Consider the following 23,203-nt stretch of genomic DNA (forward strand, 5'->3'; position numbering starts at 1 on the left):
GCGACGATCGTGTCCACCTAACTTTTAAGTGGACACGTGTACGCTATGAACGGAAACGAAGCGGTATCGGACGTGGTGCAGCCAACGCGGCGGCGCCGCCACAGCAAGGAGTTCAAGGAGAAGGTGATCCGGGCGGCGATGCAGCCGAACGTGTCGATTGCCGCAGTGGCGCTGCATTACCAGTTGAATGCCAACTTGTTGCGTCGCTGGGTGGCCGCGCGCGAAGAACAAGACGTCGCGCGCGAAGCGCGCCAGTCTATGAGCGCGCCGCCGGCTGAGTTTGTGCCGCTGCAGTTGTCGGCGCCAAGCGTGACACCTGTGTCGGCGCAGATTCAGATCGAGGTGCGCCGGGGCGCGGCGACCATCACTGTGCGCTGGCCGGTTGGCGCCGCGGCCGATTGCGCTGTCTGGTTGCAAGGTTGGCTGCGATGATCCGCATCGAGGCGATCTGGCTGGCGACCGAGCCCATCGATATGCGCGCTGGCGTCGATACGATCCTGGCGCGTGTTGTGAAGGTGTTCGGTGCGGCACGTCCGCACCACGCATACCTGTTTGCCAACAAGCATTCGACACGTATGAAGGTGCTCGTATATGACGGGCTCGGCATCTGGCTAGCTGCGCGTCGGCTCAATAAGGGGCGGTTCATCTGGACGAACGGGGACCAGGCGATCGCCACCGCACTCAATCCCGAGCAGTTGCATGCACTCGTGATGGGGTTGCCCTGGCAGACGCTCACGCCCGATCACGCGATCACGGTCGTGTAATACCCCCAGGGCCGTAAACCGGCTTGCTTCCGCCGCGGGTTGGGTTCTGGCAGACTGGCCGAATGAACCCACCCGCGAACCTCGATGCCCTGAGCCCCGACGAACTGCGCACGCTGGCTGCGCAGTTGATGGCTGAGGTGAGCGAGAAGAACCGGGAACTGAGCTACCGTCAGACGCGCATTGATCAACTGACCCACGAGATTGCCGCGCTCAAGCGCCTGCAATACGGCAAGCGCAGCGAGCAGTTCACCGCCGAGCAGATGAGCCTGCTAGACGAGGCAATCGACGCCGATCTGGCCGCGCTCGAAATCGAGCTGGAGCAGTTGCAGCCGACGCCTGCAGATAAGCAACGGCACAAGCCCAAGCGTGCGCCATTGCCGCCGCACTTGCCGCGCACCGACATCTATCACGAACCGGAAGACATCACGTGCTCGTGCGGTTGCCAGCGTCTTCGCGTCGGCGAGGACATTAGCGAGAAACTGGACTATGCGCCGGGCGTGTTCACGGTCGAGCGGCATATCCGCGGCAAATGGGCCTGCAAGGCGTGCGAGACGCTGGTCCAGGCACCCGTTGCGCCACATGTAATCGACAAGGGCATTCCCACCACCGGCTTGCTTGCGCAGGTGCTGGTTGCCAAGTACGGCGACCACTTGCCGCTGTACCGTCAGGAACGCATCTTCGAGCGCGCCGGCTTGGCGATTGCACAATCGACGCTAGGCGAGTGGGTTGGCGTATGCGGCGTGCGATTGCAGCCGCTGATCGATGCGCTACGCGAAGCACTTCTCCAGCAGGGCGTGCTGCACGCCGACGAAACGCCAGTGCAGATGCTGGTTCCCGGCAAAGGAAAGACACAGCGCGCATATGTCTGGGCGTACGCCACGACGCAGTTCGCCGACATGCGCGCGGTGATCTATGAGTTTGCCGACAGCCGTGCTGGCGAACATGCTCGCGCGTTCCTCGGCAAGTGGCGTGGCAAGCTGGTGTGCGACGACTACAGCGCGTACAAAGCCGGATTCGAACTGGGCATCACCGAAATCGGATGTGCGGCCCACGCCAGGCGAAAGTTCTTCGAACTGCATGCCAATCACAAGAGCCAGGTCGCCGAGCAGGCACTGAAATACTTCGGCGCGCTTTACGATGTCGAGCGCGATGTTGCTGAACTGAAACCCGATCACCGACGTGAGGTTCGCCAGGAGCGCGCTCGGCCGATCGCCGATGCGTTACATGAGTGGATGGTTGCCCAGCGCAAACTGGTCTCCGAGGGATCGGCGATCGCTAAGGCGCTCGATTACAGCCTGAAGCGCTGGGACGCGCTCACACGTTATCTGGTCGATGGGCATGTGCCCATCGACAATAACTGGTTGGAAAATCAGATTCGTCCATGGGCGACCGGGCGCTCGAATTGGTTGTTCGCCGGTTCTCTGCGCGCCGGGAAACGGGCCGCCGCGATCATGAGCCTGATTCGATCGGCGCAGATCAATGGCCACGATCCCTACGTCTATCTGAAAGACGTCCTCACTCGCCTGCCGACCCACCGCGCCGACGACATCGCCGCGCTTCTGCCGCATCGCTGGACACTCGCCGCGGCGTGATTGATGGCAATTTATGCCGAGGGGTGCCTTCGCCGGGCGCTTACGGCGTTCCTCGAAAACCTGGGTTTTGAGGGGCGACGTGCCGCCGTCTTCGCTGTCGGGCGCCCAACCGTCCTCGAACGCTTCCCGTTCGTCGCGCTCATATCGTCCCTGAATATTCGTGACGGCGCCCCGGCCCTTACGGGGCGCCGGTGGGGCAACGGGATATTCGTCATCGCGCATGTCCATGATGACATGTTTTACTGTATATCCATACAGTACGTCAAGCGTTTGCGATGTCCGGCGCCAGCGATCGCGATCGGTTCGCCCAAAGCAAAAACCCCCGGTCTGCTTGTCGCGAGCCGGGGGTTTTATGCACGTTGCGAGGGTCAGAGTGGGCACTGAGGTGCGCACTCTGCCTGGCAGAGGGAGCCTGACGATTACCTACTTTCACACGGGCAATCCGCACTATCATCGGCGTGGAGTCGTTTCACGGTCCTGTTCGGGATGGGAAGGGGTGGGGCCGACTCGCTATGGTCATCAGGCATGACTTGTTGCTGTGCGGCTTGGGCTGCACAGCCAATCTGGGAAGAAGTGGGGGTGTAATGGGGGTAGTGACGTATCGCTAGTGAGGAGTTCACTAGGGCAAGGCGCGGATCACAACCTGGGCATATAAAACGCTCCGGTTATAGGATCAAGCCGTACGGGCAATTAGTATCGGTTAGCTGAACGCATTACTGCGTGTACACACCCGACCTATCAACGTCCTGGTCTCGAACGACCCTTCAAGGGGATCAAGTCCCCGGGGATATCTCATCTTAAGGCGAGTTTCCCGCTTAGATGCTTTCAGCGGTTATCTCTTCCGAACATAGCTACCCGGCGATGCCACTGGCGTGACAACCGGTACACCAGAGGTTCGTCCACTCCGGTCCTCTCGTACTAGGAGCAGCCCCCTTCAAATATCCAACGCCCACGGCAGATAGGGACCAAACTGTCTCACGACGTTTTAAACCCAGCTCACGTACCTCTTTAAATGGCGAACAGCCATACCCTTGGGACCGGCTACAGCCCCAGGATGAGATGAGCCGACATCGAGGTGCCAAACACCGCCGTCGATATGAACTCTTGGGCGGTATCAGCCTGTTATCCCCAGAGTACCTTTTATCCGTTGAGCGATGGCCCTTCCATACAGAACCACCGGATCACTATGACCTGCTTTCGCACCTGCTCGACTTGTCGGTCTCGCAGTTAAGCACGCTTATGCCATTGCACTATCAGCACGATTTCCGACCGTACCTAGCGTACCTTCGTACTCCTCCGTTACGCTTTGGGAGGAGACCGCCCCAGTCAAACTGCCTACCATGCACTGTCCCCGAGCCCGATTCAGGGCCCAAGGTTAGAACCTCAAACAAACCAGGGTGGTATTTCAAGGACGGCTCCAGCAAGACTAGCGTCCTGCTTTCATAGCCTCCCACCTATCCTACACAGATCGGTTCAAAGTCCAATGCAAAGCTACAGTAAAGGTTCATGGGGTCTTTCCGTCTAGCCGCGGGGAGATTGCATCATCACAAACACTTCAACTTCGCTGAGTCTCGGGAGGAGACAGTGTGGCCATCGTTACGCCATTCGTGCAGGTCGGAACTTACCCGACAAGGAATTTCGCTACCTTAGGACCGTTATAGTTACGGCCGCCGTTTACCGGGACTTCAATCAAGAGCTTGCACCCCATCATTTAATCTTCCGGCACCGGGCAGGCGTCACACCCTATACGTCCACTTTCGTGTTTGCAGAGTGCTGTGTTTTTATTAAACAGTCGCAGCCACCAGTTTATTGCAACCCCTTCACCCTTCTGGCGCAAGCCAGTCAAGCTACCAGGGCGTACCTTATCCCGAAGTTACGGTACCAATTTGCCGAGTTCCTTCTCCCGAGTTCTCTCAAGCGCCTTAGAATACTCATCTCGCCCACCTGTGTCGGTTTGCGGTACGGTCATCATGAGACTGAAGCTTAGAGGCTTTTCTTGGGACCCCTTCCGATTGCTTCGCAGCTTAAAGCCGCTCGCGCCACACCCTTGAATTACGCGCCCGGATTTGCCTAAGCGCCTTCTCCAATGCAGCGACCGGGACGTCCAACACCCGGACAACCTTCCGCGATCCGTCCCCCCATCGCATCTCACAATGGTGCAGGAATATTGACCTGCTTCCCATCAGCTACGCATTTCTGCCTCGCCTTAGGGGCCGACTCACCCTACGCCGATGAACGTTGCGTAGGAAACCTTGGGCTTACGGCGAGGGGGCCTTTCACCCCCTTTATCGCTACTCATGTCAGCATTCGCACTTCTGATACCTCCAGCATCCCTTCCGAGACACCTTCGCAGGCTTACAGAACGCTCTCCTACCATGCGTGTACTCCTTCAAATCCACCTTGCATTACACCCAACGATCATTGTTGGGCGCTTTGTCGCCACTGACGTGGCGACAAGCTTGGTGCACTTGAAGGAGTACACGCATCCGCAGCTTCGGTATATGGCTTAGCCCCGTTACATCTTCCGCGCAGGACGACTCGATCAGTGAGCTATTACGCTTTCTTTAAAGGGTGGCTGCTTCTAAGCCAACCTCCTGACTGTTTTAGCCTTCCCACTTCGTTTCCCACTTAGCCATATTTAGGGACCTTAGCTGGCGGTCTGGGTTGTTTCCCTCTTGACACCGGACGTTAGCACCCGATGTCTGTCTCCCGTGATTGCACTCTTCGGTATTCGGAGTTTGCTATGGCGAAGTAATCCGCAATGGACCCTTCAACCATGACAGTGCTCTACCCCCGAAGGTGATACACGAGGCACTACCTAAATAGTTTTCGGAGAGAACCAGCTATTTCCAGATTTGTTTAGCCTTTCACCCCTATCCACAGCTCATCCCCTAACTTTTCAACGTTAGTGGGTTCGGTCCTCCAGTACGTGTTACCGCACCTTCAACCTGGCCATGGATAGATCATCTGGTTTCGGGTCTACGCCCAGCAACTGAACGCCCTATTCGGACTCGCTTTCGCTACGCCTGCCCTAATCGGTTAAGCTTGCTACTGAACGTAAGTCGCTGACCCATTATACAAAAGGTACGCCGTCACCCCGCTTTAAGCGCTCTCGCGCTTAAATCCACTTTAAGCGCACAGCTTGCTATTTCAAGCTTGAGCGTCTTTTGACGCATTCATTTCATGAATGCGCCGAAAGCGCTTAAAGCGGGGCTCCGACTGTTTGTATGCATGCGGTTTCAGGATCTATTTCACTCCCCTCCCGGGGTTCTTTTCGCCTTTCCCTCACGGTACTGGTTCACTATCGGTCGATCACGAGTATTTAGCCTTGGAGGATGGTCCCCCCATCTTCAGACAGGATTTCACGTGTCCCGCCCTACTTGTCGTACGCCTAGTCCCACCACACTGTTTTCGCTTACGGGGCTATCACCCGCTATGGCCGCACTTTCCAGAGCGTTCAGCTAACAGCACAGCTAACTCGTACAGGCTCTTCCCATTTCGCTCGCCACTACTCTGGGAATCTCGGTTGATTTCTGTTCCTGCGGTTACTTAGATGTTTCAGTTCACCGCGTTCGCCTCTCGTAGCCTATGTATTCAGCTACGGATACTCCATTCGGAGTGGGTTTCCCCATTCGGACATCCCCGGATCAAAGCTCGTTTGCCAGCTCCCCGGGGCTTTTCGCAGGCTACCGCGTCCTTCATCGCCTGTGATCGCCAAGGCATCCACCACATGCACTTGTTCGCTTGACCCTATAACGAGAGCGTCTCATCCCTTACGGGGCTCGACACACGTCGCTACAGGTTTGAGTTCTCGCGTTTGCCGTATTCCAAGTGAACTTTCGATCACTTTTCATACTGATACAATCACTACCCTGATATCTTCCACGTCCATCTCACAGACGCTTCCAATATCCATTACTACTTCTTCCAGATTGTTAAAGATCGACAGTCGATAACTACATCGCACTGACTGGCTCAATCGCCAATGACAAATACTCAACCGCATCATGGGTTGAACGCTTGTCATTGGGGACTCCCCTTGTAGGGGATGGTGGAGGCAGACGGGATCGAACCGACGACCCCCTGCTTGCAAAGCAGGTGCTCTCCCAGCTGAGCTATGCCCCCAGGCACAGACTTATCGGACTCGGGTTCATGCTTCAGCCACACCGCAGACCATCCCCCTTCGGGGATCGCCCGCTCGTAAGCGCTAAAGCGCTAACGATGGCGGGGATGGTGGGTCCGGTTGGATTCGAACCAACGACCCCCGCCTTATCAAGACGGTGCTCTAACCGACTGAGCTACAGACCCCTGAGTCTGTCAATCTTCACAGTCGATAAGCGTGAGCACTTAAGCTTTGAGCACTAGCTCGAGAAAGGAGGTGATCCAGCCGCACCTTCCGATACGGCTACCTTGTTACGACTTCACCCCAGTCATGAATCCTACCGTGGTGACCGTCCTCCTTGCGGTTAGACTAGCCACTTCTGGTAAAACCCACTCCCATGGTGTGACGGGCGGTGTGTACAAGACCCGGGAACGTATTCACCGCGGCATGCTGATCCGCGATTACTAGCGATTCCAGCTTCATGCACTCGAGTTGCAGAGTGCAATCCGGACTACGATCGGTTTTCTGGGATTAGCTCCCCCTCGCGGGTTGGCAACCCTCTGTTCCGACCATTGTATGACGTGTGAAGCCCTACCCATAAGGGCCATGAGGACTTGACGTCATCCCCACCTTCCTCCGGTTTGTCACCGGCAGTCTCCTTAGAGTGCTCTTGCGTAGCAACTAAGGACAAGGGTTGCGCTCGTTGCGGGACTTAACCCAACATCTCACGACACGAGCTGACGACAGCCATGCAGCACCTGTGCGACGGTTCTCTTTCGAGCACGACCACCTCTCAGCGGCCTTCCGTCCATGTCAAGGGTAGGTAAGGTTTTTCGCGTTGCATCGAATTAATCCACATCATCCACCGCTTGTGCGGGTCCCCGTCAATTCCTTTGAGTTTTAATCTTGCGACCGTACTCCCCAGGCGGTCAACTTCACGCGTTAGCTACGTTACTAAGGAAATGAATCCCCAACAACTAGTTGACATCGTTTAGGGCGTGGACTACCAGGGTATCTAATCCTGTTTGCTCCCCACGCTTTCGTGCATGAGCGTCAGTATTGGCCCAGGGGGCTGCCTTCGCCATCGGTATTCCTCCACATCTCTACGCATTTCACTGCTACACGTGGAATTCTACCCCCCTCTGCCATACTCTAGCCTGCCAGTCACCAATGCAGTTCCCAGGTTAAGCCCGGGGATTTCACATCGGTCTTAGCAAACCGCCTGCGCACGCTTTACGCCCAGTAATTCCGATTAACGCTCGCACCCTACGTATTACCGCGGCTGCTGGCACGTAGTTAGCCGGTGCTTATTCTTCCGGTACCGTCATCCCCCCATCGTATTAGGACGAGAGTTTTCTTTCCGGACAAAAGTGCTTTACAACCCGAAGGCCTTCTTCACACACGCGGCATTGCTGGATCAGGGTTGCCCCCATTGTCCAAAATTCCCCACTGCTGCCTCCCGTAGGAGTCTGGGCCGTGTCTCAGTCCCAGTGTGGCTGGTCGTCCTCTCAGACCAGCTACGGATCGTCGCCTTGGTAGGCCTTTACCCCACCAACTAGCTAATCCGCCATCGGCCGCCCCTTGAGCGCGAGGCCCTTGCGAGTCCCCCGCTTTCCTCCTTAGAGCGTATGCGGTATTAATCCGGCTTTCGCCGGGCTATCCCCCACTCCAGGACACGTTCCGATGTATTACTCACCCGTTCGCCACTCGCCACCAGGGTTGCCCCCGTGCTGCCGTTCGACTTGCATGTGTAAGGCATGCCGCCAGCGTTCAATCTGAGCCAGGATCAAACTCTTCAGTTCAATACCTGTTACTGTTTTCGACTCTTTACGAGTCGGTCGCTCACTCAACGTACTGACGTGTTTTCGATTCCATCCATTGCTGGATAGCTCGAAACCTTCCTCAATACTGTGTGAGACTTGATACTTTCGCTTATGCACGTCACTCCGAAGAGTCACGTGCCGCTCGCCGCATCAAGTGCCCACACTTATCGACTGTGAATTGTTAAAGATCGCGTCGCTCAACCGCTTGCCGTCATCACCACCCGGCCCACCGTCTTGCGTTGCTGCTTAAGCAGCAGAGAAGCGAGATTATGCAGCCCTTCTCGTACATCGTCAACTGGTTTTTGGCGCCACCTTGCTGCTATCCCAAAACCGGCCAAACCCGCGCTGCACATCGACTTCCCAAGCTCCGCGCCTCGTTGCCGAATGCGCGAAAGGGCGCAATTCTAGGCCCCTTCCGCGCACCTTGCAAGCGCTACGCGCGGGCATGATTAAAAGCCGCGCGCAAGGGACTCGACTAGAATGGAGGGTTCATCGAATCCAACCTCACTCACTCCTATGCGCTCGCGAATCGCCAAACGCCTCCCTCCCGATGCCGATAAGCTCGTCGGCTTGTCTCTGGCACTCTTTGCGTCGGGTAGCCGTGTCGAAGATCGCTTCTGGGAGGCCAAGCTCGATGCCCTGCTCGCGAAGATCGTCCGCAACGGCAATCAGACGACGCTCGACGCCGCGCTCGATCACCTTCAGCAAAATCACCCCGACGCCTATGGGGCGCTCGCCGACATGGCAGAAACGCACAGCGAATCGTTCGTCGTCGAACATGAAGGCGTCGCATACGAAGCGCTGCTCGTTGCGGCCCCCGTGCTCGCCTGGACGCGCTACGTCATCCCGTCGGGCCCGCTCAAGGCCGATTCGGTCGAGGCGTTGCGCGCGCACCTCCAGGCACACGTCCTTGCCGACGAGACACGCGTCGCTCTCGCGCCGTTTCTTTACAGCATCGATCAGTTGCCGAGGCACCATGTGGAGACCTATCGCGTCGCCCAGCAACTCATCCAGGCCGCATTGAACAGCACGCCCGCAAAGATCAATTCCGGCGATCTGCCCGAAACCTCGCCCATTCTCGCCGATCCCCGCTTCTTGCTGGCGGTGGTCGCGGCCCCGGTCGGCGCGCCGCTCTTTCGCTGGCAGGAAGAGGAGAACGGCGTGCGCATCGAGCGCGGTCAGTGCCTCGAACAGTGGGCCACCCAAGGTGGCGCCAATCTCGCCCTCGTGCTGCCCGGCTGCGAATTCGAGTGCCTGTTGCCCGACGCCTACTACTCGGCCTGCCGCGATGCCGACGAGCGCGTACGTCCGCACACGGTGCGCACCGCGATCCGCTATCTGTTCGACACCACGGGCGCGGCACCGCAGGAGTTGCGCGCCGTCGTGGCCGGCTTCGGCGAAAGGCGTATCGATGAATACCGCATCGGCTTCACGCGGCGTGGCAGCAACAACGTCGTCTACGGCGTCGTCTGGCCGCTCTATGGGCGCGAAAACGGCGAGCTTTCCGGCGACGAGGAAGCCGAGGATACGGACGGCCCGCTCGAGGAAATCATCGCGCTGCTCAAGGAAGCCGGCGTCAGCGACATCCGTCGGCACGCCGGACGCTTCGAACCCGAATACTGCGACGATTGCGGCGTGCCGCTTTACGCGGATCCGCTCGGTGAAATCGTTCACGCCGAAATGCCCGAAGACGCCGAGCCCGCTCAACCTCACTTCCACTGATCCGCACGACGGGCGGTGGCCGGGGGCCATCGTCCGCCACCCTCCGTACCCGTCCTATGCCGTCCGGCTAGCCGCCTCGCTGTAAGGAATTTGTCATTATTGCGTCGGCGGTGCATGAAGCCCGGCCGGCCCGCTCCCGGCTCGTTCCGACCCGCACCGCCTGATTGGACTACCCAGGAGGCAAGTATGCGGTTCGCAGTTCTCAGTACAGAAGCAGAACGACGCGACGGTCTGAAGGCGCTGTTGCGGCAAATCAACCGGCAGGCCCGCTTTTGCGAGGCCAGGGATTGGACGCAGATCTATCGGGCGCTGAGGCGCGCCCCCGTGGAGTTGCTCGTCGTCGACTGGCACGATGCCATGCGCGCGTTCGAAGTACGCGCCGCGCTTGCCGAGCATCCAGGCCTGCGCGTCGCGGTACTCATCGACGATGCCTCGGCCGCGCGCGTACGTCCTTTGATGGACGAAGGCGGCGTGCACGGTGTCGTCCCGCGCACGACGAACCCGAAGCTGATCGTGCGGCTGCTGGAACTCGTACTGGCCGGCGGACATTACGCACCTCATTCCGCGTTTCTGCCCGACAACAAGACGCCCGCCGACCTCCCTGTTCCGATGGCGCGCATGCGCGAACTCGCCGCGCCGGCGCGGCGCACCCGATTCACGCCCATGCTTTCACCGCGTCAGGAGCAAATCATGCGGTGCGTTCATATGGGCAGCACGAACAAAATGATTGCGCGCACGCTCGGCATCAGCGAAGGCACCGTCAAGATCCATCTGGCCAGCATTTTCCAGCAACTGGGGGCGCCTAACCGCGCCGCGGCCGTCGCGATCTACAACGGCTGGCTCACGCCGCAGTTGCAAGTGTTGCGGCCGGAATGCGAGGGCGCGCGCAAACCCACGCTGGGACAAGCCGGGCCGATTCCGCTGCGTGCGGGCGGAGGATACAAATATCCTCTGCTCGCCAACGAGGACCCGCACGGACTGCCGATGGCGGCTGAGCCCGAAGTGCCGTTTCGCAAGACGATATCGCGTACCGGCTGACGGCAAAGCCCTACGCCCGCGCGCGGCGCTCGCACGATCGGCATTCCAACGAGTAATATGGACGATATGGGTTTCCTTTATACGCCGCTTCAGCCGTGGGTCGTCATCGGTGCGTGGGTCGCCGCGGTGGCGCTCGTCGCGCTCGCCCTGGCATGCAAGCCGTTCAAGCGCCTGCAGGATGCGACGCTGCAGCACGTGTGGCTCGCTGTCGTCGTGGCGATCTCGGTGCTATGGGCGACGAACGCATGGCTGGACGACGGTACGGTCATGCATCTGCTCGGGGCGACCCTTTTCGTCACCCTCTTCGACTGGGCGCTGGCGCTCGTGGCCATGGCAGCGGTCTCGGGAATCGCCGCCGTTGTCTTCGACGCGACCTGGCAAGGCGTCGCCCTGACCTTTCTCGTCTATGGCGCCGTACCCGTAGGCATCTCGGCGCTCGTGCAGCGCGCAACCACGGCCTGGCTGCCGCGCAACCTTTTCGTCTTCATCGGCGTACAGGGCTTCATCTCGCCGGCCGTCGCCGTTGCCCTCGCCGCGGGCGCGGCCGTGGGCGTGCAGGTCGCGCTTGCCGGTGGGTCGCTCCTGGTGGTGCCGGCCGGATACGCGTTCGGCGTGCTCTTGCTCGCGCTCGGCGAAGCGTGGTTCACGGGGATGGCGACGGCACTCATCGCCGTCTACCGCCCCGCATGGGTCACGACCAACGATGTCAGACGCTACCGCCTCGGCGGACCGCGCACGTGAGCCACATCGGGGGTCGTTGCGGTAGACCGTCGCGCAACTTGCCGAGCGGATATGCGACGCGTCCTGCCTATGTGACCATTTCACGATCATCGGCCGAAATATTCGCTTGCCGATTGAACTCCGTCAGCGAGTACGGCATCTTACGTGCCTGATGTCTCAATTCGATCGATTGGATGGATAGCTCTCTCACCTCGCGCCGCATGCGCCAGCTCATTCGTTGGCTGACGGCAGCGGCCGCCGGCGTCACCGTCGTCACTGCAATGCCCGCGCGCGCCGATCTCATCGACGAGCGCAACGAGATGGTCGCCAAGTTCATCAACGACATGCATGCGGACCCGCTCGTCGCAGATTGCGCGGCGCATGGTGCATTCGTCGCCAGCACCTCCAACGTCATCGATCGCGTCGTCTTCCCGCCCGAGTCTTTCGACAACAGCCATGCGGCGATCAAGCCGTGGAACGATTCGTTCGACGAAGGCAAGCAACGGGTGAAGGTGGACAATATCGTGACGGTGACGGGACAAGGCATCGCCAAGGACAAGGATCACGCGCCGTACGCGTTGTCGTTCCGGTGCGGCTATGTCGGCCCGCAGATGCTGGCCTTCAGCTGGAACGATCCCGTGCCGGCCGCCAAGCCGCGGTCCGAACATTCGACGAGAAAAGGCAAGTCCAAGCACGGTGCCAAGAAATCGACGAGGAAATCCACCGCGCAGTAAGCCGTGCGATGTGGAATCGTCCGGCGCCCGCATGGCGCGGCGCCCGGCATGTAGCCGGGACGCCATGCGGGCGGCCGGCTCGTTACCGGAACGCTACCGGAACGCCTCGATATGATGCAGCACAGCGCCGAGCATCGCCGCACCCAATGCAGCGCTGCGCTCGCCGTTCCAGCCCACGCGCTCGTCCGGTAGGTTCGCGTTGTCCTTGAAGGGCATCTCGAGCGTCAGAGAAAGGCAGCCGAACGCATTGCCGACGTACTTCGACGCAAGCTTGAGCGCATCCTCCTGATACTTCCCGGCCTCGTAACCGTGCTGGTCCTGGAAATCGGGGCTCGCGCGCTTGAACGCTTCGATGAATGCCGCCTGCTCGGTCGCTTGACTGGCCATGAAGCCAGGCAGCATTTCGCAACCCGCGACGAAGACGTAAGGCAACGCCTCATCGCCATGGATATCGAAAAACATGTCGCACCCGATGGCATGCAGCGCATCGCGCACGGCGAACACTTCGGGGCTGCGCTCGGGATCCGGCTCCATCCATTCGCGGTTCAGGTTCGCACCTGCGGCGTTGGTCCGCAAATTACCGTGCACGCTGCCGTCGGGATTCATGTTCGGCACGATATAGAACACGGCATGTTCGTAAAGCTTGCGCGCAACCGGGTCGCCGGCCCAATCGCCCCATCCCGCGAGCCGCTTGACGAGCCCCTCGACGAACCACTCCGCCATCGTTTCGCCGGGGTGCTGACGCGCGATGATCCAGACACGCTTCTTGGGCGGCGCTCCGCTCTCTTGCTCTGGCGTGCCCAATACCAAAAGCGACATCGGCCGTCCCTCGGCCGTCTTGCCGAGCTCGGCCAACGTCGCATGCGGCATCTGCTGGATCGTACCGAGCAATTCCGCGTGCCGCTCTTGCGTGTATGGCTCGAAGTACGCGTAGTAGATCGAGTCGAATTCGGGGGTGTGATCGATCGTCAGCACGCGGCCGTCGTACGAGGTGGGTACGCGAAACCAATGGACGCGATCGTAGCTCGCCACGGCGCGATAGCCGGGCCACCCGTGGGGGAACGCGCATTGCGCCGCATTTTCGAACGTCATCACGCAGCGTTCGCCGCGTGCGCCGCTCAACCGGAAATAAAACCATTGCGCGAAGTCGGCCCGATTGTCGGGCCTCACGCGCAAGCGGATGTCCGCGGCATCGCGACAGGCCAGGACCTCGATCGCACCACCGTCAAAATTGCTCGTAATCGAAAGCGTCATGATGTTCCCTGGCCCAAGCCATAAGAGCGAATGAAAGTGCCGTCGCGTGCGGCCGCATGAGCGCGCCGCGCTTCAGTCGCCGGCGCGACGGCGGAAAACGTACGTGTTGTCGTTCGAAGCACCCGCATCGAAGCGATAGCCTTCGGCCGAAAACGCCTTGAGCGCCTCGGGCGCTTCGAGGCGGTTTTCGACCACGAAGCGGGCCATCATGCCGCGCGCCCGTTTCGCGTGGAAGCTGATCACCTTGTAGCGTCCGCCTTTCCAGTCTTCGAAGACGGGCGTGATCACCGGCGCGTCGAGCCGTTTCGCTTTCACCGACTTGAAGTACTCCTCCGACGCGCAATTCACGAGTACGCGCGCGCCATGCGTCTTTTTGCGAAGCTGGACGTTGAGCGCCTCGGTGATGCGTTCACCCCAGAAGGCGTATAAATCCTTGCCGCGTGCGTTGGGCAAACGCGTGCCCATCTCGAGCCGGTATGGCTGCAACAGATCGAGCGGCCGCAGCAGGCCGTAAAGTCCCGAAAGCACGCGCACATGCTGCTGCGCGTAGTCCAGATCGGCGGCCGAGAGCGATCGCGCGTCGAACCCTTCATAAACGTCGCCATTGAACGCGAGGACCGCCTGCTTTGCGTTGCGTTTCGAAAAACGCGGCGACCAGTCCGCATAACGCTGGAAGTTGAGCGTCGCGAGCGCATCGGAAATGCTCATCAGCGAGGCGAGCTGCTGGGCAGACAAGCGGCGCAGGTCGTCGATGAGCAGTGCCGCATCGGCGGCAAACTCGGGAATCGTATGACGTGCAACGTGGGGCGGCGTCTCGTAGTCGAGCGACTTCGCCGGAGACAAAACAATTATCATGGAGCCTTGCCGGCACGCCGTGCCGAGCCGTGAATGCGAAAAGCCCGATTGTAGCGAATGCCTGCTCCTACCGATTCAGATGCCGTGTCCGGCACGCCGCGCGTGGTTCTCGATTCGAACGTCTGGATCGATATCCTCGTATTCGACGATGTCGCGACGCGCCCGATCCACGCCGCGCTCGCGAACGGCGCGCTCGATGCCGTAATCGATGCCCGATGCCTGGCCGAGCTCGCGCACGTGCTCGATTACCCGCATCTCGCGCGCCGCGCGTTCGACAAGGCCGCGGCACTCGCCGCAGTGGCGCGGCTCACCGTCATGAACGAGGGCGTTGGCGAGGCGCCGAATGCGCCGCCGCTGCCCAAGTGCAAGGATCGCGACGATCAGAAATTCCTCGAGTTGGCGCACGCCGCCCGTGCCGACTGGCTGGTGTCGAAGGATCGCGCCCTGCTCAAGCTCGACAAGCGCACGTCCCGCGATTTCGGCTTCCGGATCGCCCAGCCGGCGCCGTTCGCGGCCGCCTGCGGTTTGGCGGCGCCCGCGCCCGCATAGCAGGGGCTCCGCGATTCGCCGCCGCACAAGCACCATGCTCAACGGAAACGGAACTCCCACGCAACCCTTATCGCCAAGACGCACCGCGCCATGAATGCCACGCCCGACCTGACGAATTCCGCGCCTTTTGCACTCGTCTCGCGTCTGCCCGATGTCGGCACGACGATCTTCACCGTCATGAGCGCGCTCGCCGCTCAACATGGCGCCGTCAATCTCGGCCAGGGGTTTCCCGATTTCGATTGCGATCCGCGCGTGATCGACGCCGTCGCGCACGCCATGCGCGCCGGGCACAACCAATATCCCCCGATGGCCGGCGTGCCCGCGTTGCGCGAGGCGATCGCGGGCAAGATCGCGCGCATGCACGGGCACAGCTACGATCCGGACACGGAGATCACGGTGACGGCCGGCGCCACGCAGGCGCTGCTCACCGCCATCCTTGCGACGGTGCATCCCGGCGATGAAGTGGTGGTGCTCGAACCGACTTACGACAGCTATCTCCCCTCGATCGAACTCGCGGGCGGCAAGCCTGTTTTCGTGACGCTCGAGGCACCCGAGTACGCGATTCCGTTCGACCGGCTCGCGGCGGCCATCACACCGCGCACGCGGCTCATCGTCGTCAATACGCCGCACAATCCGACAGGCACGGTCTGGCATGCCGACGATATGCGCAAACTGGAGGCCATCGTGCGCGACACGAACGCGTTGATCGTGTCGGACGAAGTCTACGAACACATGGTCTACGACGGCGCGCCGCACGAGAGCGTGGCCCGCTATCCGGGGCTTGCCGAGCGCAGCTTCGTCGTCTCGAGCTTCGGCAAAACGTTTCATGTGACGGGCTGGAAGGTCGGTTACGTCGCGGCGCCGGCCGCGCTCACCGCCGAATTCCGGAAGGTGCATCAGTTCAACGTGTTCACGGTCAACACACCGATGCAGGTCGGACTGGCCGACTATCTGAAAGACCCCGCGCCGTATCTCGACTTGCCGGCCTTCTATCAGCGCAAGCGCGATTTTTTCCGTGACGGTCTGCAAAGCTCCCGTTTCAAGCTGTTGCCGTGCGAAGGCACCTACTTTCAATGTGTCGATTACTCGGCGATCAGCGACCTGCCCGAGGCCGAATTTTCGACGTGGCTGACGCGCGAGATCGGCGTTGCGGCCATTCCGGTATCGGCGTTCTACCATGAACCGCACGAGTCGGGCATCGTGCGCTTTTGCTTCGCCAAGCGCGAGGAGACGCTCGCGACGGCGCTCGAACGGCTCGCGCGCCTCTGATACCGAGACAATGAACCTGGAGACTCCATGAGCGCAGAACTGCTGGCGGCACGTCCGCCCGATAGCGACTCGACACTGGTTCTCACGCTGTCGAACCCCGGCGCTCGCAATGCGCTGCACCCCGACATGTATGCCGCCGCCATCGTGGCGCTCGAGACCGCCGAGCGCGATCCGTCCATTCGGGCAGTCGTATTGACAGGCGCCGACGACTTTTTCTGCGCGGGCGGCAACCTCAACCGGTTGCTCGAAAATCGCGCAAAGGACGCTTCGGTGCAGGCGCAAAGCATCGATTTGCTTGCGCAATGGATTCTGGCGCTGCGTACCTCGACCAAGCCCGTCATCGCTGCCGTCGAGGGTGCGGCGGCGGGGGCCGGATTTTCGCTTGCGCTCGCCTGCGACATGATCGTCGCAGCGCAAGACGCGAAATTCGTCATGTCGTACGCCCGTGTCGGGCTGACCCCGGACGGCGGCGGCTCGTGGTTCCTCAGTCAGGCATTGCCGCGGCAGCTCGCAACCGAGTTGCTGCTCGATGCGAAGCCCATTACGGCCGAGCGGCTGCATCAGCTCGGTGTCGTCAATCGGTTGGTCAAGCCAGGGCAGGCACGCGAGGCCGCCATCGGCTGGGCCGATGAGTTGGGCCGCGGCTCGCCGAACGCATTCGCGCGGATCAAGACGCTCGTCGCGACGGCGCGCGAGGCGCCGCTCGCGGATCACTTGAGCACGGAGCGCGAGCACTTCGTGGCATCGTTGCATCATCGGGATGCGCTCGAAGGCATCACGGCCTTTCTGGACAAGCGCAGCCCCCACTATCGATAGACGAGTCCGGGACGCCGCCGCGCCGCCGGCTCGATTGGAGCGAAGAGATGACGCAGCGCGCAGCGCACGGCCCCCACTCGCACCAGGACTATTCGACGTTCATCGGAACGCGCGCTGTATCGGAGCGTCAACGCTTCGACACGGACGCCCTATCGGTCTGGCTGCGCGAACACATCGACGGATTTGCCGGCCCGCTTACCGTCGAACAGTTCGCCGGCGGCCAGTCGAACCCTACGTTCAAGCTCGTTACACCGCGACGCTGCTATGTCATGCGCGCGAAGCCCGGCCCGAAGACCGAGCTGCTGCCCTCCGCGCATGCCATCGAGCGCGAATATCGCGTCATGGATGCGCTCGCGGCGAGCGCTGTCCCCGTTGCGCGAATGCTGGCGCTGTGCAAAGACGAGACGGTGATCGGCCGCGCCTTCTATGTGATGGAGCATGTCGAGGGACGTGTCCTTTGGGATCCTTCGTTGCCGGACATGACGCCCGCACAACGGGCATCGGTCTACGACGAGATGAACCGCGTCATCGCAGCCCTGCACCGAATCGACGTCGGCACGATCGGTCTCGCGGACTTCGGCAAACCGGGCCATTACCTCGCGCGCCAGATCGCGCGGTGGAGCAGGCAGTACGAAGCATCGGAGACTGAACCGATCGACGCCATGCATCGGCTCATCGAATGGCTGCCGGCACACCTGCCGGCAAGTGCCGAAACGGAGCAACGGGTGGCTGTCGTCCATGGCGACTATCGGCTCGACAACCTCATTTTCGATCCGAGCGAGCCACGCGTATTGGCCGTGCTCGACTGGGAGCTGTCCACGCTCGGCGACCCTATCGTCGATTTCGCATATCACGTCATGGCGTGGCACGTCGATCCCCGAGCGTTTCGCGGCATAGCGGGCCTCGATCTCGCGGCGCTCGGTATTCCGGACGAGCGAAGCTACATCGAACGGTATTGCGAACGCACGGGATACACAATCGGCGGCGATTGGAACTTCTACCTGGCGTTCAACATGTTCCGCATTGCCGCCATCCTCCAAGGCATCATGAAGCGCGTCACGGTGGGTACGGCAGCGAGCGCCCAGGCCGTCGACGCCGGTCGGTGTGCGCGACCGATGGCGGAACTCGCCTGGTCATATGCACAGAAGGTCCGATAACTCCTTCCCGCGAGGTTCACATGAATTTCGACTACGCTCCGAACGTTCAAGCGCTGCGCGCGCGGCTTCTCGCGTTCTTCGATCAATACATCTATCCCAACGAGCGTGCGTTTGCCGAGGAAGTGGCCCGAAATCGCCGCGACGGTAATCCATGGGTGCCGACGACGCTCGTGGAAACACTGAAAGCGCAAGCGCGCGACGAAGGCCTGTGGAATCTCTTTCTGCCCGATTCAACGCGGGGCGCGGGGCTGACGAATCTTGAATATGCGCCGCTTGCCGAGATCATGGGACGGGTGCCGTGGGCTCCCGAAGTATTCAATTGCAATGCGCCCGATACGGGCAACATGGAAACGCTGGAACGGTACGGCAGCGACGCTCACAAGCGAGCGTGGCTCGAGCCGTTGCTGGCTGGCGAGATCCGCTCGGCGTTCCTCATGACCGAGCCCGAAGTGGCATCGTCGGATGCGACCAATATCCGCACGCGGATCGAACGTGACGGGGACGACTATATCGTCAACGGACGTAAATGGTGGTCCTCCGGTGCGGGCGATCCGCGCTGCAAGCTCTACATCGTCATGGGCAAGACGAATCCCGACGCTCCGAAGCACGCCCAGCAATCGATGATCCTCGTGCCGGCCGATACGCCAGGCGTCACCGTTCATCGTCCGCTCAATGTGTTCGGCTACGACGATGCGCCGCACGGCCATATGGAGATCACGCTAGAGAACGTGCGCGTCCCCGCGGCCAACCTGTTGCTGGGCGAAGGCCGCGGTTTCGAAATTGCGCAGGGCAGGCTCGGCCCGGGCCGCATTCATCACTGCATGCGGCTCGTTGGACTGGCCGAGCGGGCGCTCGAGCTGATGTGCAGGCGTGCGTCCGAGCGTGTCGCGTTCGGCAAGCCCATTGCCGCGCAAACCGTCACGCAGGAACGCATCGCCGAGGCGCGCTGCGCCATCGAGCAGGCGCGCTTGCTCACGCTGAAGGCGGCTTACATGATGGATACCGTCGGTAATAAGGGCGCGCGCGCCGAAATTGCGATGATCAAGGTGATCGCACCGAACATGGCATGCCAAGTCATCGATTGGGCGATACAAGCGCATGGCGGCGCAGGCGTCAGCGACGATTTTCCGCTCGCTTACGCGTACGCGTGTGCACGCATGTTGCGCTTCGCCGACGGACCGGACGAAGTGCATCGTAACGCGATCGCCAAGCTCGAGCTTGCGCGCCATGCGCCGCTATCGAACACGACGGGGCCGGCTTGAACGATGGTGTCCGTATCGTCGTCATGGCCTTTGCGCGGCCCTCTGCGAGCACGAAGCTTCTATGCTAATTTGCGACTCGATCGGTGCCCAACGTTCCGGCACCGGCCTTCCGAGGAGCTGCCATGATCGACGCTTACAGCTGGGCAACGCCGAACGGCCACAAAGTTCATATCCTGCTCGAGGAGACGGGCCTCGAATATCGCGTACATCCCGTCGATATCGGCGCCGGCGATCAATTCAAACCCGAGTTTCTTGCCATCAGTCCGAACAACAAGATTCCCGCCATCGTCGATTCGGACGGCCCCGAAGGCAAGCCGCTGTCGGTGTTCGAGTCCGGGGCCATTCTCATGTATCTGGCTGAGAAAACGGGGCGCTTCCTGCCGCAGGCGCCGGCCGCACGCTACGCGACGCTTCAGTGGCTGATGTTCCAGATGGGCGGCCTCGGTCCGATGCTGGGGCAGGCCCACCACTTCCGCATCTACGCGCCCGAGAAGATCGAATACGCGGTCAACCGCTATACGAACGAAGCGAAACGTCTCTACGGCGTCATGGATAAGCAACTCGGCAAAACGCAGTACTTGGCCAGCGACGAGTACACGATCGCCGATATCGCAAGCTTTCCATGGACGCGTTCATGGCAAAACCAGGGCATCGAACTGGCGGAGTTCCCGAACGTCAAGCGCTGGCACGAAGCGATCGCCGCGCGCCCGGCCGTACAACGCGGGGTGGAAGTACTGGCATCCGCAAGGCGAGCGTTGACCGACGACAAAGCGAGAGACGTTCTGTTCGGCGCGACGCAATACGCCAAGCACTGACGCGAGGGCGGGCGCTCCAGCCGGAGCCGGAGCCCGAGCGAAACCGCGATTAGAAGTAATGCCGCGTGAGGAGTTGAGCGACGCACGCGGGTTTCGGCTCGTCCAGCGCCTCGACGGCGACATCCCAGGTGATTTGCAGTGCGCCGTCGGGCAGATCGCTCGCATCGACGACGGCGAAACGGGCCTTGAGCCGCGCACCGACACGCACCGCCGACGGAAACCGCACGCGATTGAGCCCATAGTTCACGCCCATGCGATGCGCGATGTGAACCGTCTGCATCAACAGCGCCGGAATCAACGACAGGGTCAAGAACCCATGGGCAATCGTGCCGCCGAAAGGCGACTCGCGCCGGGCGCGCTCGGCGTCGACGTGAATCCATTGGCGATCGCCGGTCACATCGGCGAACGCGTCGATCTGCGCCTGCTCGATCGTCACCGCGGCGCTCGCGATCGGCTCGGCGCCGATCAGCGCGCGCAATTGGGCCGCGCTGGCAATCAGGACCGGCCGGTTGGCGCCGTCGCCGGCGCCCTCGCTCTCGCCCCCGCCCACTCGCGCGGCGGTGCTCATGCGGGCGCTCCCGAAGCGCCGGGCTCCTCACCGCGCAACCCGAAGATCACTTTCGATCGCACGCTGACAGCGATTTCACCGGCCTGATTGACGCCTTCCCACAACATCGACGCAATGCCGCGGTCGGGACGGCTTGCAAGCACACGCTTATCGAGTACGGAGATGAAAAGATGGATCGTGTCGCCCGGTCGCACGGGCTTCACCCAGCGGATCTCGTCGACACCCGGCGAGCCCATCGAAGTCGAGCCTTCCAGCATCTTGTGCACGAAAATGCTCATGAGCACCGAGCAGGTATGCCAGCCGCTTGCAATCAGCCCGCAATAGGGTGAAGCATGTGCCGCGATATCATCGACATGGAAGGGCTGCGGATCGTACCGGGTGGCAAATTCGACGATCTCTTCACGCGTGAACGTATGCGCGCCGATTTCCTTGCGCGCGCCGACTTCGAGGTCCTCAAAGCTCACACCCATCTCGCTGTCTCCCGTTGAATGCGACCCGCATCGCAAAAACCCGCGGTGTCTTCAAAAAGGTACACGAAGAGTATGGAGACGGCTCGAGAACTGCGCAAGACGCCGAACGGTCTTACCGAGCTATTGCAGTGTTTCCTTGGGCACCCAGGCACCGAGCACAGGCAGGACGTCGATGCCCTCTTCCACGAGCGAGCGCGCATCTTCGGGCGTGGCGACGCCGCGAATATTGCGGGCCGGCGCCTCGTTGTAATGGATACGGCGCGCTTCCTCGGCGAAGCGCTCGCCGACGTTCTCGGTTTTCCCGAGCACTTCGCGCAATGCACGCATCGCTTGCGCCTCGATCTCGCGTATGCGCTCCGGCACCGAACCGCCGCGCTCCTCGTCCCGCGAGCCTGCGGCACGGCGGGCGGCATCGTTCTGCGCATTCGTCGCGCCGGACAGATTCAGCCGCGGCGCCGACGGTAAACGGCTCACCTCAGTCGCGGCGCACATCGGGCATTCGACCAATTTGCGCGACAACTGGGATTCGAAATCATCGCCGGAAGCGAACCAGCCTTCGAACCGATGACCCTGCGAGCACTGTAAATCGAGGACCTTCATGGTGGATTGGGAGCAAACGTGCAGCCAAGTGTAGCGCGAAATCGTTTTTGGCGAGCGGGTTTGCCGAAAACCGGGCACGAGCGCGAGTGCGCGGCGCTTCAAGCGTCCGAGGCGGGCGTCGATTGCTGCGCGTCGGCCGGCCGCCAGGCGCCGGACAGCAGTTTCTCGAGCCACATCGTGCCAATGATCGTCTTCACGTCGCTGATTTCGCCGGTGCGGATCCATTCGAGCATCTGCGGCACATCGGTGACGAATGTATCGAGAAATTCGCCGTCGTCGAGCGCCGGTTCGCCTTCGATCAGGCCGCGCGCCAGAAAGAGATCGATAAACTCGGTCGAATAGGAAATGATCGGATGGATGCGAGTGAGAAAGAGGAATTCGCGCGCCGTATAGCCCGTTTCCTCCTGCAACTCGCGCTTGGCGCAAGCCAGCGCGCCTTCATCCGCATCGAGCTTGCCCGCCGGGTATTCGATCATCACGCGCCCGATCGGATACCGGTACTGGCGCTCGAGCAGCACGCGCCCATCGTCGAACATCGGAATCACCATGACGGCGCCCGGATGCTGCACGTACTCACGCGTGGCAAGCTTGCCGTCGGGCAGGCGCACGGTATCGCGTTTGACGTGAAGAAACGAGCCCTCATGGACCGTCTCGCTACCGATGCGCGTTTCCGTCAACGACGCGTCGTGATCGTGATCGGGCAATTGAGCCATCTGCTGCTCTCCGGTAAACGAGCCGTGTGACGGCACCCGACCGTCAACGGCGCTTGACGAGATATTGGAACGTGAACCCGGGAAACGCGAACACCACGAACAGGCAGAACGTGATGGCGTAAAACTGCCAGCCCTGGTCGAATCGATTGCCCGCACGCGCTTCCAGCATAAAGCCAAGCGCGCCCACGACAAAATACAGCACGATCAATTCGCCAATTCGAATCCAGGCGCTTTTTTTTGCGGCGCCGAGCGGCGCGAGCGCAAAAAGCCGTTGATTCACGAACGGCAAGTTGGCGGCCACGACCGCCAACAACACGATAAACCAGCCCGCCGCGGACATCTCAGCCTCCTGTCCCCGAAGGGGACTTCCTTCGGTCGCC

Annotated in this window: 20 protein-coding genes, 2 tRNA genes, 3 rRNA genes and 1 pseudogene; 13 read left to right on the forward strand and 13 right to left on the reverse strand. The window is 61.1% G+C overall.

Annotated features, from left to right (window positions below):
- Positions 1 to 45 precede the first annotated feature (45 nt).
- The 3 genes from ACR9ZC_RS21695 to tnpC all read left to right on the forward strand — a co-directional run bounded on the left by ACR9ZC_RS21695 (position 46) and on the right by tnpC (position 2,356).
- Positions 46 to 432 (forward strand): transposase, encoded by a 387-nt coding sequence (locus tag ACR9ZC_RS21695; protein WP_481581574.1) that lies wholly within the window; start codon positions 46 to 48, stop codon positions 430 to 432.
- Complete coding sequence (tnpB, locus tag ACR9ZC_RS21700; protein ID WP_481581575.1) at positions 429 to 764, forward strand: IS66 family insertion sequence element accessory protein TnpB; 336 nt, start codon at positions 429 to 431, stop codon at positions 762 to 764. Before ACR9ZC_RS21695 ends, tnpB begins: the two co-directional genes overlap by 4 nt.
- Positions 765 to 826: 62 nt before the next feature.
- Positions 827 to 2,356: an IS66 family transposase gene (tnpC, locus tag ACR9ZC_RS21705; RefSeq protein ID WP_481581576.1), complete on the forward strand. Its 1,530-nt coding sequence runs from the start codon at positions 827 to 829 to the stop codon at positions 2,354 to 2,356.
- A gap of 39 nt (positions 2,357 to 2,395) precedes the next feature.
- Here the strand turns inward: tnpC and ACR9ZC_RS21710 are convergent.
- From ACR9ZC_RS21710 to ACR9ZC_RS21735, 6 genes and pseudogenes are all read right to left on the reverse strand, one after another.
- Positions 2,396 to 2,584 (reverse strand): annotated as a pseudogene (locus ACR9ZC_RS21710) (PA0069 family radical SAM protein); the annotation flags it as partial.
- 182 nt (positions 2,585 to 2,766) lie between these two features.
- Positions 2,767 to 2,880 (reverse strand): 5S ribosomal RNA (gene rrf, locus ACR9ZC_RS21715).
- A gap of 145 nt (positions 2,881 to 3,025) precedes the next feature.
- Positions 3,026 to 6,106, reverse strand: a 23S ribosomal RNA gene (locus ACR9ZC_RS21720).
- 299 nt (positions 6,107 to 6,405) lie between these two features.
- Positions 6,406 to 6,481: transfer RNA gene (locus tag ACR9ZC_RS21725), tRNA-Ala, on the reverse strand.
- 106 nt (positions 6,482 to 6,587) lie between these two features.
- A tRNA-Ile gene (locus ACR9ZC_RS21730) sits at positions 6,588 to 6,664 on the reverse strand.
- A 63-nt stretch (positions 6,665 to 6,727) separates the two neighbouring features.
- Positions 6,728 to 8,260: ribosomal RNA gene (locus tag ACR9ZC_RS21735) — 16S ribosomal RNA — on the reverse strand.
- The 16S, 23S and 5S rRNA genes sit together here with 2 tRNA genes alongside, the layout of an rRNA operon.
- A 537-nt stretch (positions 8,261 to 8,797) precedes the next feature.
- Here ACR9ZC_RS21735 and ACR9ZC_RS21740 point away from each other — a divergent pair.
- From ACR9ZC_RS21740 to ACR9ZC_RS21755, 4 genes are all read left to right on the forward strand, one after another.
- Positions 8,798 to 10,003, forward strand: coding sequence for a DUF2863 family protein (locus tag ACR9ZC_RS21740; protein WP_481581873.1), 1,206 nt, complete (start codon positions 8,798 to 8,800; stop codon positions 10,001 to 10,003).
- Positions 10,004 to 10,189: 186 nt separating this feature from the next.
- A complete protein-coding gene (locus ACR9ZC_RS21745; protein WP_440560033.1) occupies positions 10,190 to 11,041 on the forward strand; it encodes a helix-turn-helix transcriptional regulator in 852 nt (283 codons plus the stop codon).
- 66 nt (positions 11,042 to 11,107) lie between these two features.
- On the forward strand, positions 11,108 to 11,782 hold the full coding sequence (locus ACR9ZC_RS21750) for an energy-coupling factor ABC transporter permease (RefSeq protein WP_440560048.1): 675 nt from the start codon (positions 11,108 to 11,110) through the stop codon (positions 11,780 to 11,782).
- A 173-nt stretch (positions 11,783 to 11,955) separates the two neighbouring features.
- Positions 11,956 to 12,495 (forward strand): BspC domain-containing protein, encoded by a 540-nt coding sequence (locus tag ACR9ZC_RS21755; RefSeq protein WP_481581874.1) that lies wholly within the window; start codon positions 11,956 to 11,958, stop codon positions 12,493 to 12,495.
- A gap of 93 nt (positions 12,496 to 12,588) precedes the next feature.
- Here ACR9ZC_RS21755 and ACR9ZC_RS21760 read toward each other — a convergent pair whose 3' ends face one another.
- Together ACR9ZC_RS21760 and yaaA are read right to left on the reverse strand one after the other, a co-directional pair.
- Complete coding sequence (locus ACR9ZC_RS21760; protein WP_481581875.1) at positions 12,589 to 13,749, reverse strand: M14 family metallopeptidase; 1,161 nt, start codon at positions 13,747 to 13,749, stop codon at positions 12,589 to 12,591.
- Between the two features lie 72 nt (positions 13,750 to 13,821).
- The gene (yaaA, locus tag ACR9ZC_RS21765) at positions 13,822 to 14,604 is read right to left on the reverse strand and encodes a peroxide stress protein YaaA (protein ID WP_481581876.1); all 783 of its coding nucleotides are present in this window, start codon (positions 14,602 to 14,604) and stop codon (positions 13,822 to 13,824) included.
- A 57-nt stretch (positions 14,605 to 14,661) separates the two neighbouring features.
- On the opposite strand from yaaA, the gene ACR9ZC_RS21770 reads away from it, so the two are divergent.
- The 6 genes from ACR9ZC_RS21770 (at position 14,662) to ACR9ZC_RS21795 (ending at position 20,472) form a co-directional block, all read left to right on the forward strand.
- The gene (locus tag ACR9ZC_RS21770; protein ID WP_481581877.1) at positions 14,662 to 15,153 is read left to right on the forward strand and encodes a putative toxin-antitoxin system toxin component, PIN family; all 492 of its coding nucleotides are present in this window, start codon (positions 14,662 to 14,664) and stop codon (positions 15,151 to 15,153) included.
- A 90-nt stretch (positions 15,154 to 15,243) separates the two neighbouring features.
- Entirely contained in the window at positions 15,244 to 16,422 is a 1,179-nt protein-coding gene (locus ACR9ZC_RS21775) for a pyridoxal phosphate-dependent aminotransferase (protein ID WP_481581878.1), read from the forward strand.
- A 27-nt stretch (positions 16,423 to 16,449) separates the two neighbouring features.
- Positions 16,450 to 17,238 (forward strand): oxepin-CoA hydrolase, alternative type, encoded by a 789-nt coding sequence (locus ACR9ZC_RS21780; protein ID WP_331568893.1) that lies wholly within the window; start codon positions 16,450 to 16,452, stop codon positions 17,236 to 17,238.
- Positions 17,239 to 17,285: 47 nt separating this feature from the next.
- The gene (locus tag ACR9ZC_RS21785; protein ID WP_481581879.1) at positions 17,286 to 18,395 is read left to right on the forward strand and encodes a phosphotransferase; all 1,110 of its coding nucleotides are present in this window, start codon (positions 17,286 to 17,288) and stop codon (positions 18,393 to 18,395) included.
- A gap of 20 nt (positions 18,396 to 18,415) precedes the next feature.
- Positions 18,416 to 19,657: an acyl-CoA dehydrogenase family protein gene (locus ACR9ZC_RS21790; protein ID WP_481581880.1), complete on the forward strand. Its 1,242-nt coding sequence runs from the start codon at positions 18,416 to 18,418 to the stop codon at positions 19,655 to 19,657.
- 122 nt (positions 19,658 to 19,779) lie between these two features.
- Complete coding sequence (locus ACR9ZC_RS21795; RefSeq protein WP_481581881.1) at positions 19,780 to 20,472, forward strand: glutathione binding-like protein; 693 nt, start codon at positions 19,780 to 19,782, stop codon at positions 20,470 to 20,472.
- A 49-nt stretch (positions 20,473 to 20,521) separates the two neighbouring features.
- Here the strand turns inward: ACR9ZC_RS21795 and ACR9ZC_RS21800 are convergent, their stop codons facing one another.
- The 5 genes from ACR9ZC_RS21800 to ACR9ZC_RS21820 form a co-directional block, all read right to left on the reverse strand.
- Positions 20,522 to 21,040: a MaoC family dehydratase gene (locus ACR9ZC_RS21800; RefSeq protein ID WP_481581882.1), complete on the reverse strand. Its 519-nt coding sequence runs from the start codon at positions 21,038 to 21,040 to the stop codon at positions 20,522 to 20,524.
- Positions 21,037 to 21,510 (reverse strand): MaoC family dehydratase, encoded by a 474-nt coding sequence (locus ACR9ZC_RS21805; RefSeq protein ID WP_481581883.1) that lies wholly within the window; start codon positions 21,508 to 21,510, stop codon positions 21,037 to 21,039. The genes ACR9ZC_RS21800 and ACR9ZC_RS21805 overlap by 4 nt, the downstream gene beginning before the upstream one ends.
- A gap of 120 nt (positions 21,511 to 21,630) precedes the next feature.
- Positions 21,631 to 22,110: a DUF1178 family protein gene (locus ACR9ZC_RS21810; protein WP_481581884.1), complete on the reverse strand. Its 480-nt coding sequence runs from the start codon at positions 22,108 to 22,110 to the stop codon at positions 21,631 to 21,633.
- Between the two features lie 98 nt (positions 22,111 to 22,208).
- Positions 22,209 to 22,823, reverse strand: coding sequence for an NUDIX domain-containing protein (locus ACR9ZC_RS21815; RefSeq protein ID WP_440560043.1), 615 nt, complete (start codon positions 22,821 to 22,823; stop codon positions 22,209 to 22,211).
- Between the two features lie 43 nt (positions 22,824 to 22,866).
- Positions 22,867 to 23,163 carry a DUF2818 family protein gene (locus tag ACR9ZC_RS21820; protein ID WP_331568909.1) on the reverse strand — a complete coding sequence of 99 codons (297 nt, stop codon included), beginning with the start codon at positions 23,161 to 23,163 and terminating at the stop codon, positions 22,867 to 22,869.
- Positions 23,164 to 23,203: the final 40 nt, after the last annotated feature.

The organism is Trinickia sp. HAY1-2D (assembly GCF_056754935.1).

Coding starts and splice junctions, on each gene's coding strand:
- ACR9ZC_RS21695 (WP_481581574.1), top strand. CDS start 46: ATGAACGGAAACGAAGCGGTATCGGACGTGGTGCAGCCAACGCGGCGG.
- tnpB (WP_481581575.1), top strand. CDS start 429: ATGATCCGCATCGAGGCGATCTGGCTGGCGACCGAGCCCATCGATATG.
- tnpC (WP_481581576.1), top strand. CDS start 827: ATGAACCCACCCGCGAACCTCGATGCCCTGAGCCCCGACGAACTGCGC.
- ACR9ZC_RS21740 (WP_481581873.1), top strand. CDS start 8,798: ATGCGCTCGCGAATCGCCAAACGCCTCCCTCCCGATGCCGATAAGCTC.
- ACR9ZC_RS21745 (WP_440560033.1), top strand. CDS start 10,190: ATGCGGTTCGCAGTTCTCAGTACAGAAGCAGAACGACGCGACGGTCTG.
- ACR9ZC_RS21750 (WP_440560048.1), top strand. CDS start 11,108: ATGGGTTTCCTTTATACGCCGCTTCAGCCGTGGGTCGTCATCGGTGCG.
- ACR9ZC_RS21755 (WP_481581874.1), top strand. CDS start 11,956: ATGGATAGCTCTCTCACCTCGCGCCGCATGCGCCAGCTCATTCGTTGG.
- ACR9ZC_RS21760 (WP_481581875.1), bottom strand. CDS start 13,749: ATGACGCTTTCGATTACGAGCAATTTTGACGGTGGTGCGATCGAGGTC.
- yaaA (WP_481581876.1), bottom strand. CDS start 14,604: ATGATAATTGTTTTGTCTCCGGCGAAGTCGCTCGACTACGAGACGCCG.
- ACR9ZC_RS21770 (WP_481581877.1), top strand. CDS start 14,662: ATGCCTGCTCCTACCGATTCAGATGCCGTGTCCGGCACGCCGCGCGTG.
- ACR9ZC_RS21775 (WP_481581878.1), top strand. CDS start 15,244: ATGAATGCCACGCCCGACCTGACGAATTCCGCGCCTTTTGCACTCGTC.
- ACR9ZC_RS21780 (WP_331568893.1), top strand. CDS start 16,450: ATGAGCGCAGAACTGCTGGCGGCACGTCCGCCCGATAGCGACTCGACA.
- ACR9ZC_RS21785 (WP_481581879.1), top strand. CDS start 17,286: ATGACGCAGCGCGCAGCGCACGGCCCCCACTCGCACCAGGACTATTCG.
- ACR9ZC_RS21790 (WP_481581880.1), top strand. CDS start 18,416: ATGAATTTCGACTACGCTCCGAACGTTCAAGCGCTGCGCGCGCGGCTT.
- ACR9ZC_RS21795 (WP_481581881.1), top strand. CDS start 19,780: ATGATCGACGCTTACAGCTGGGCAACGCCGAACGGCCACAAAGTTCAT.
- ACR9ZC_RS21800 (WP_481581882.1), bottom strand. CDS start 21,040: ATGAGCACCGCCGCGCGAGTGGGCGGGGGCGAGAGCGAGGGCGCCGGC.
- ACR9ZC_RS21805 (WP_481581883.1), bottom strand. CDS start 21,510: ATGGGTGTGAGCTTTGAGGACCTCGAAGTCGGCGCGCGCAAGGAAATC.
- ACR9ZC_RS21810 (WP_481581884.1), bottom strand. CDS start 22,110: ATGAAGGTCCTCGATTTACAGTGCTCGCAGGGTCATCGGTTCGAAGGC.
- ACR9ZC_RS21815 (WP_440560043.1), bottom strand. CDS start 22,823: ATGGCTCAATTGCCCGATCACGATCACGACGCGTCGTTGACGGAAACG.
- ACR9ZC_RS21820 (WP_331568909.1), bottom strand. CDS start 23,163: ATGTCCGCGGCGGGCTGGTTTATCGTGTTGTTGGCGGTCGTGGCCGCC.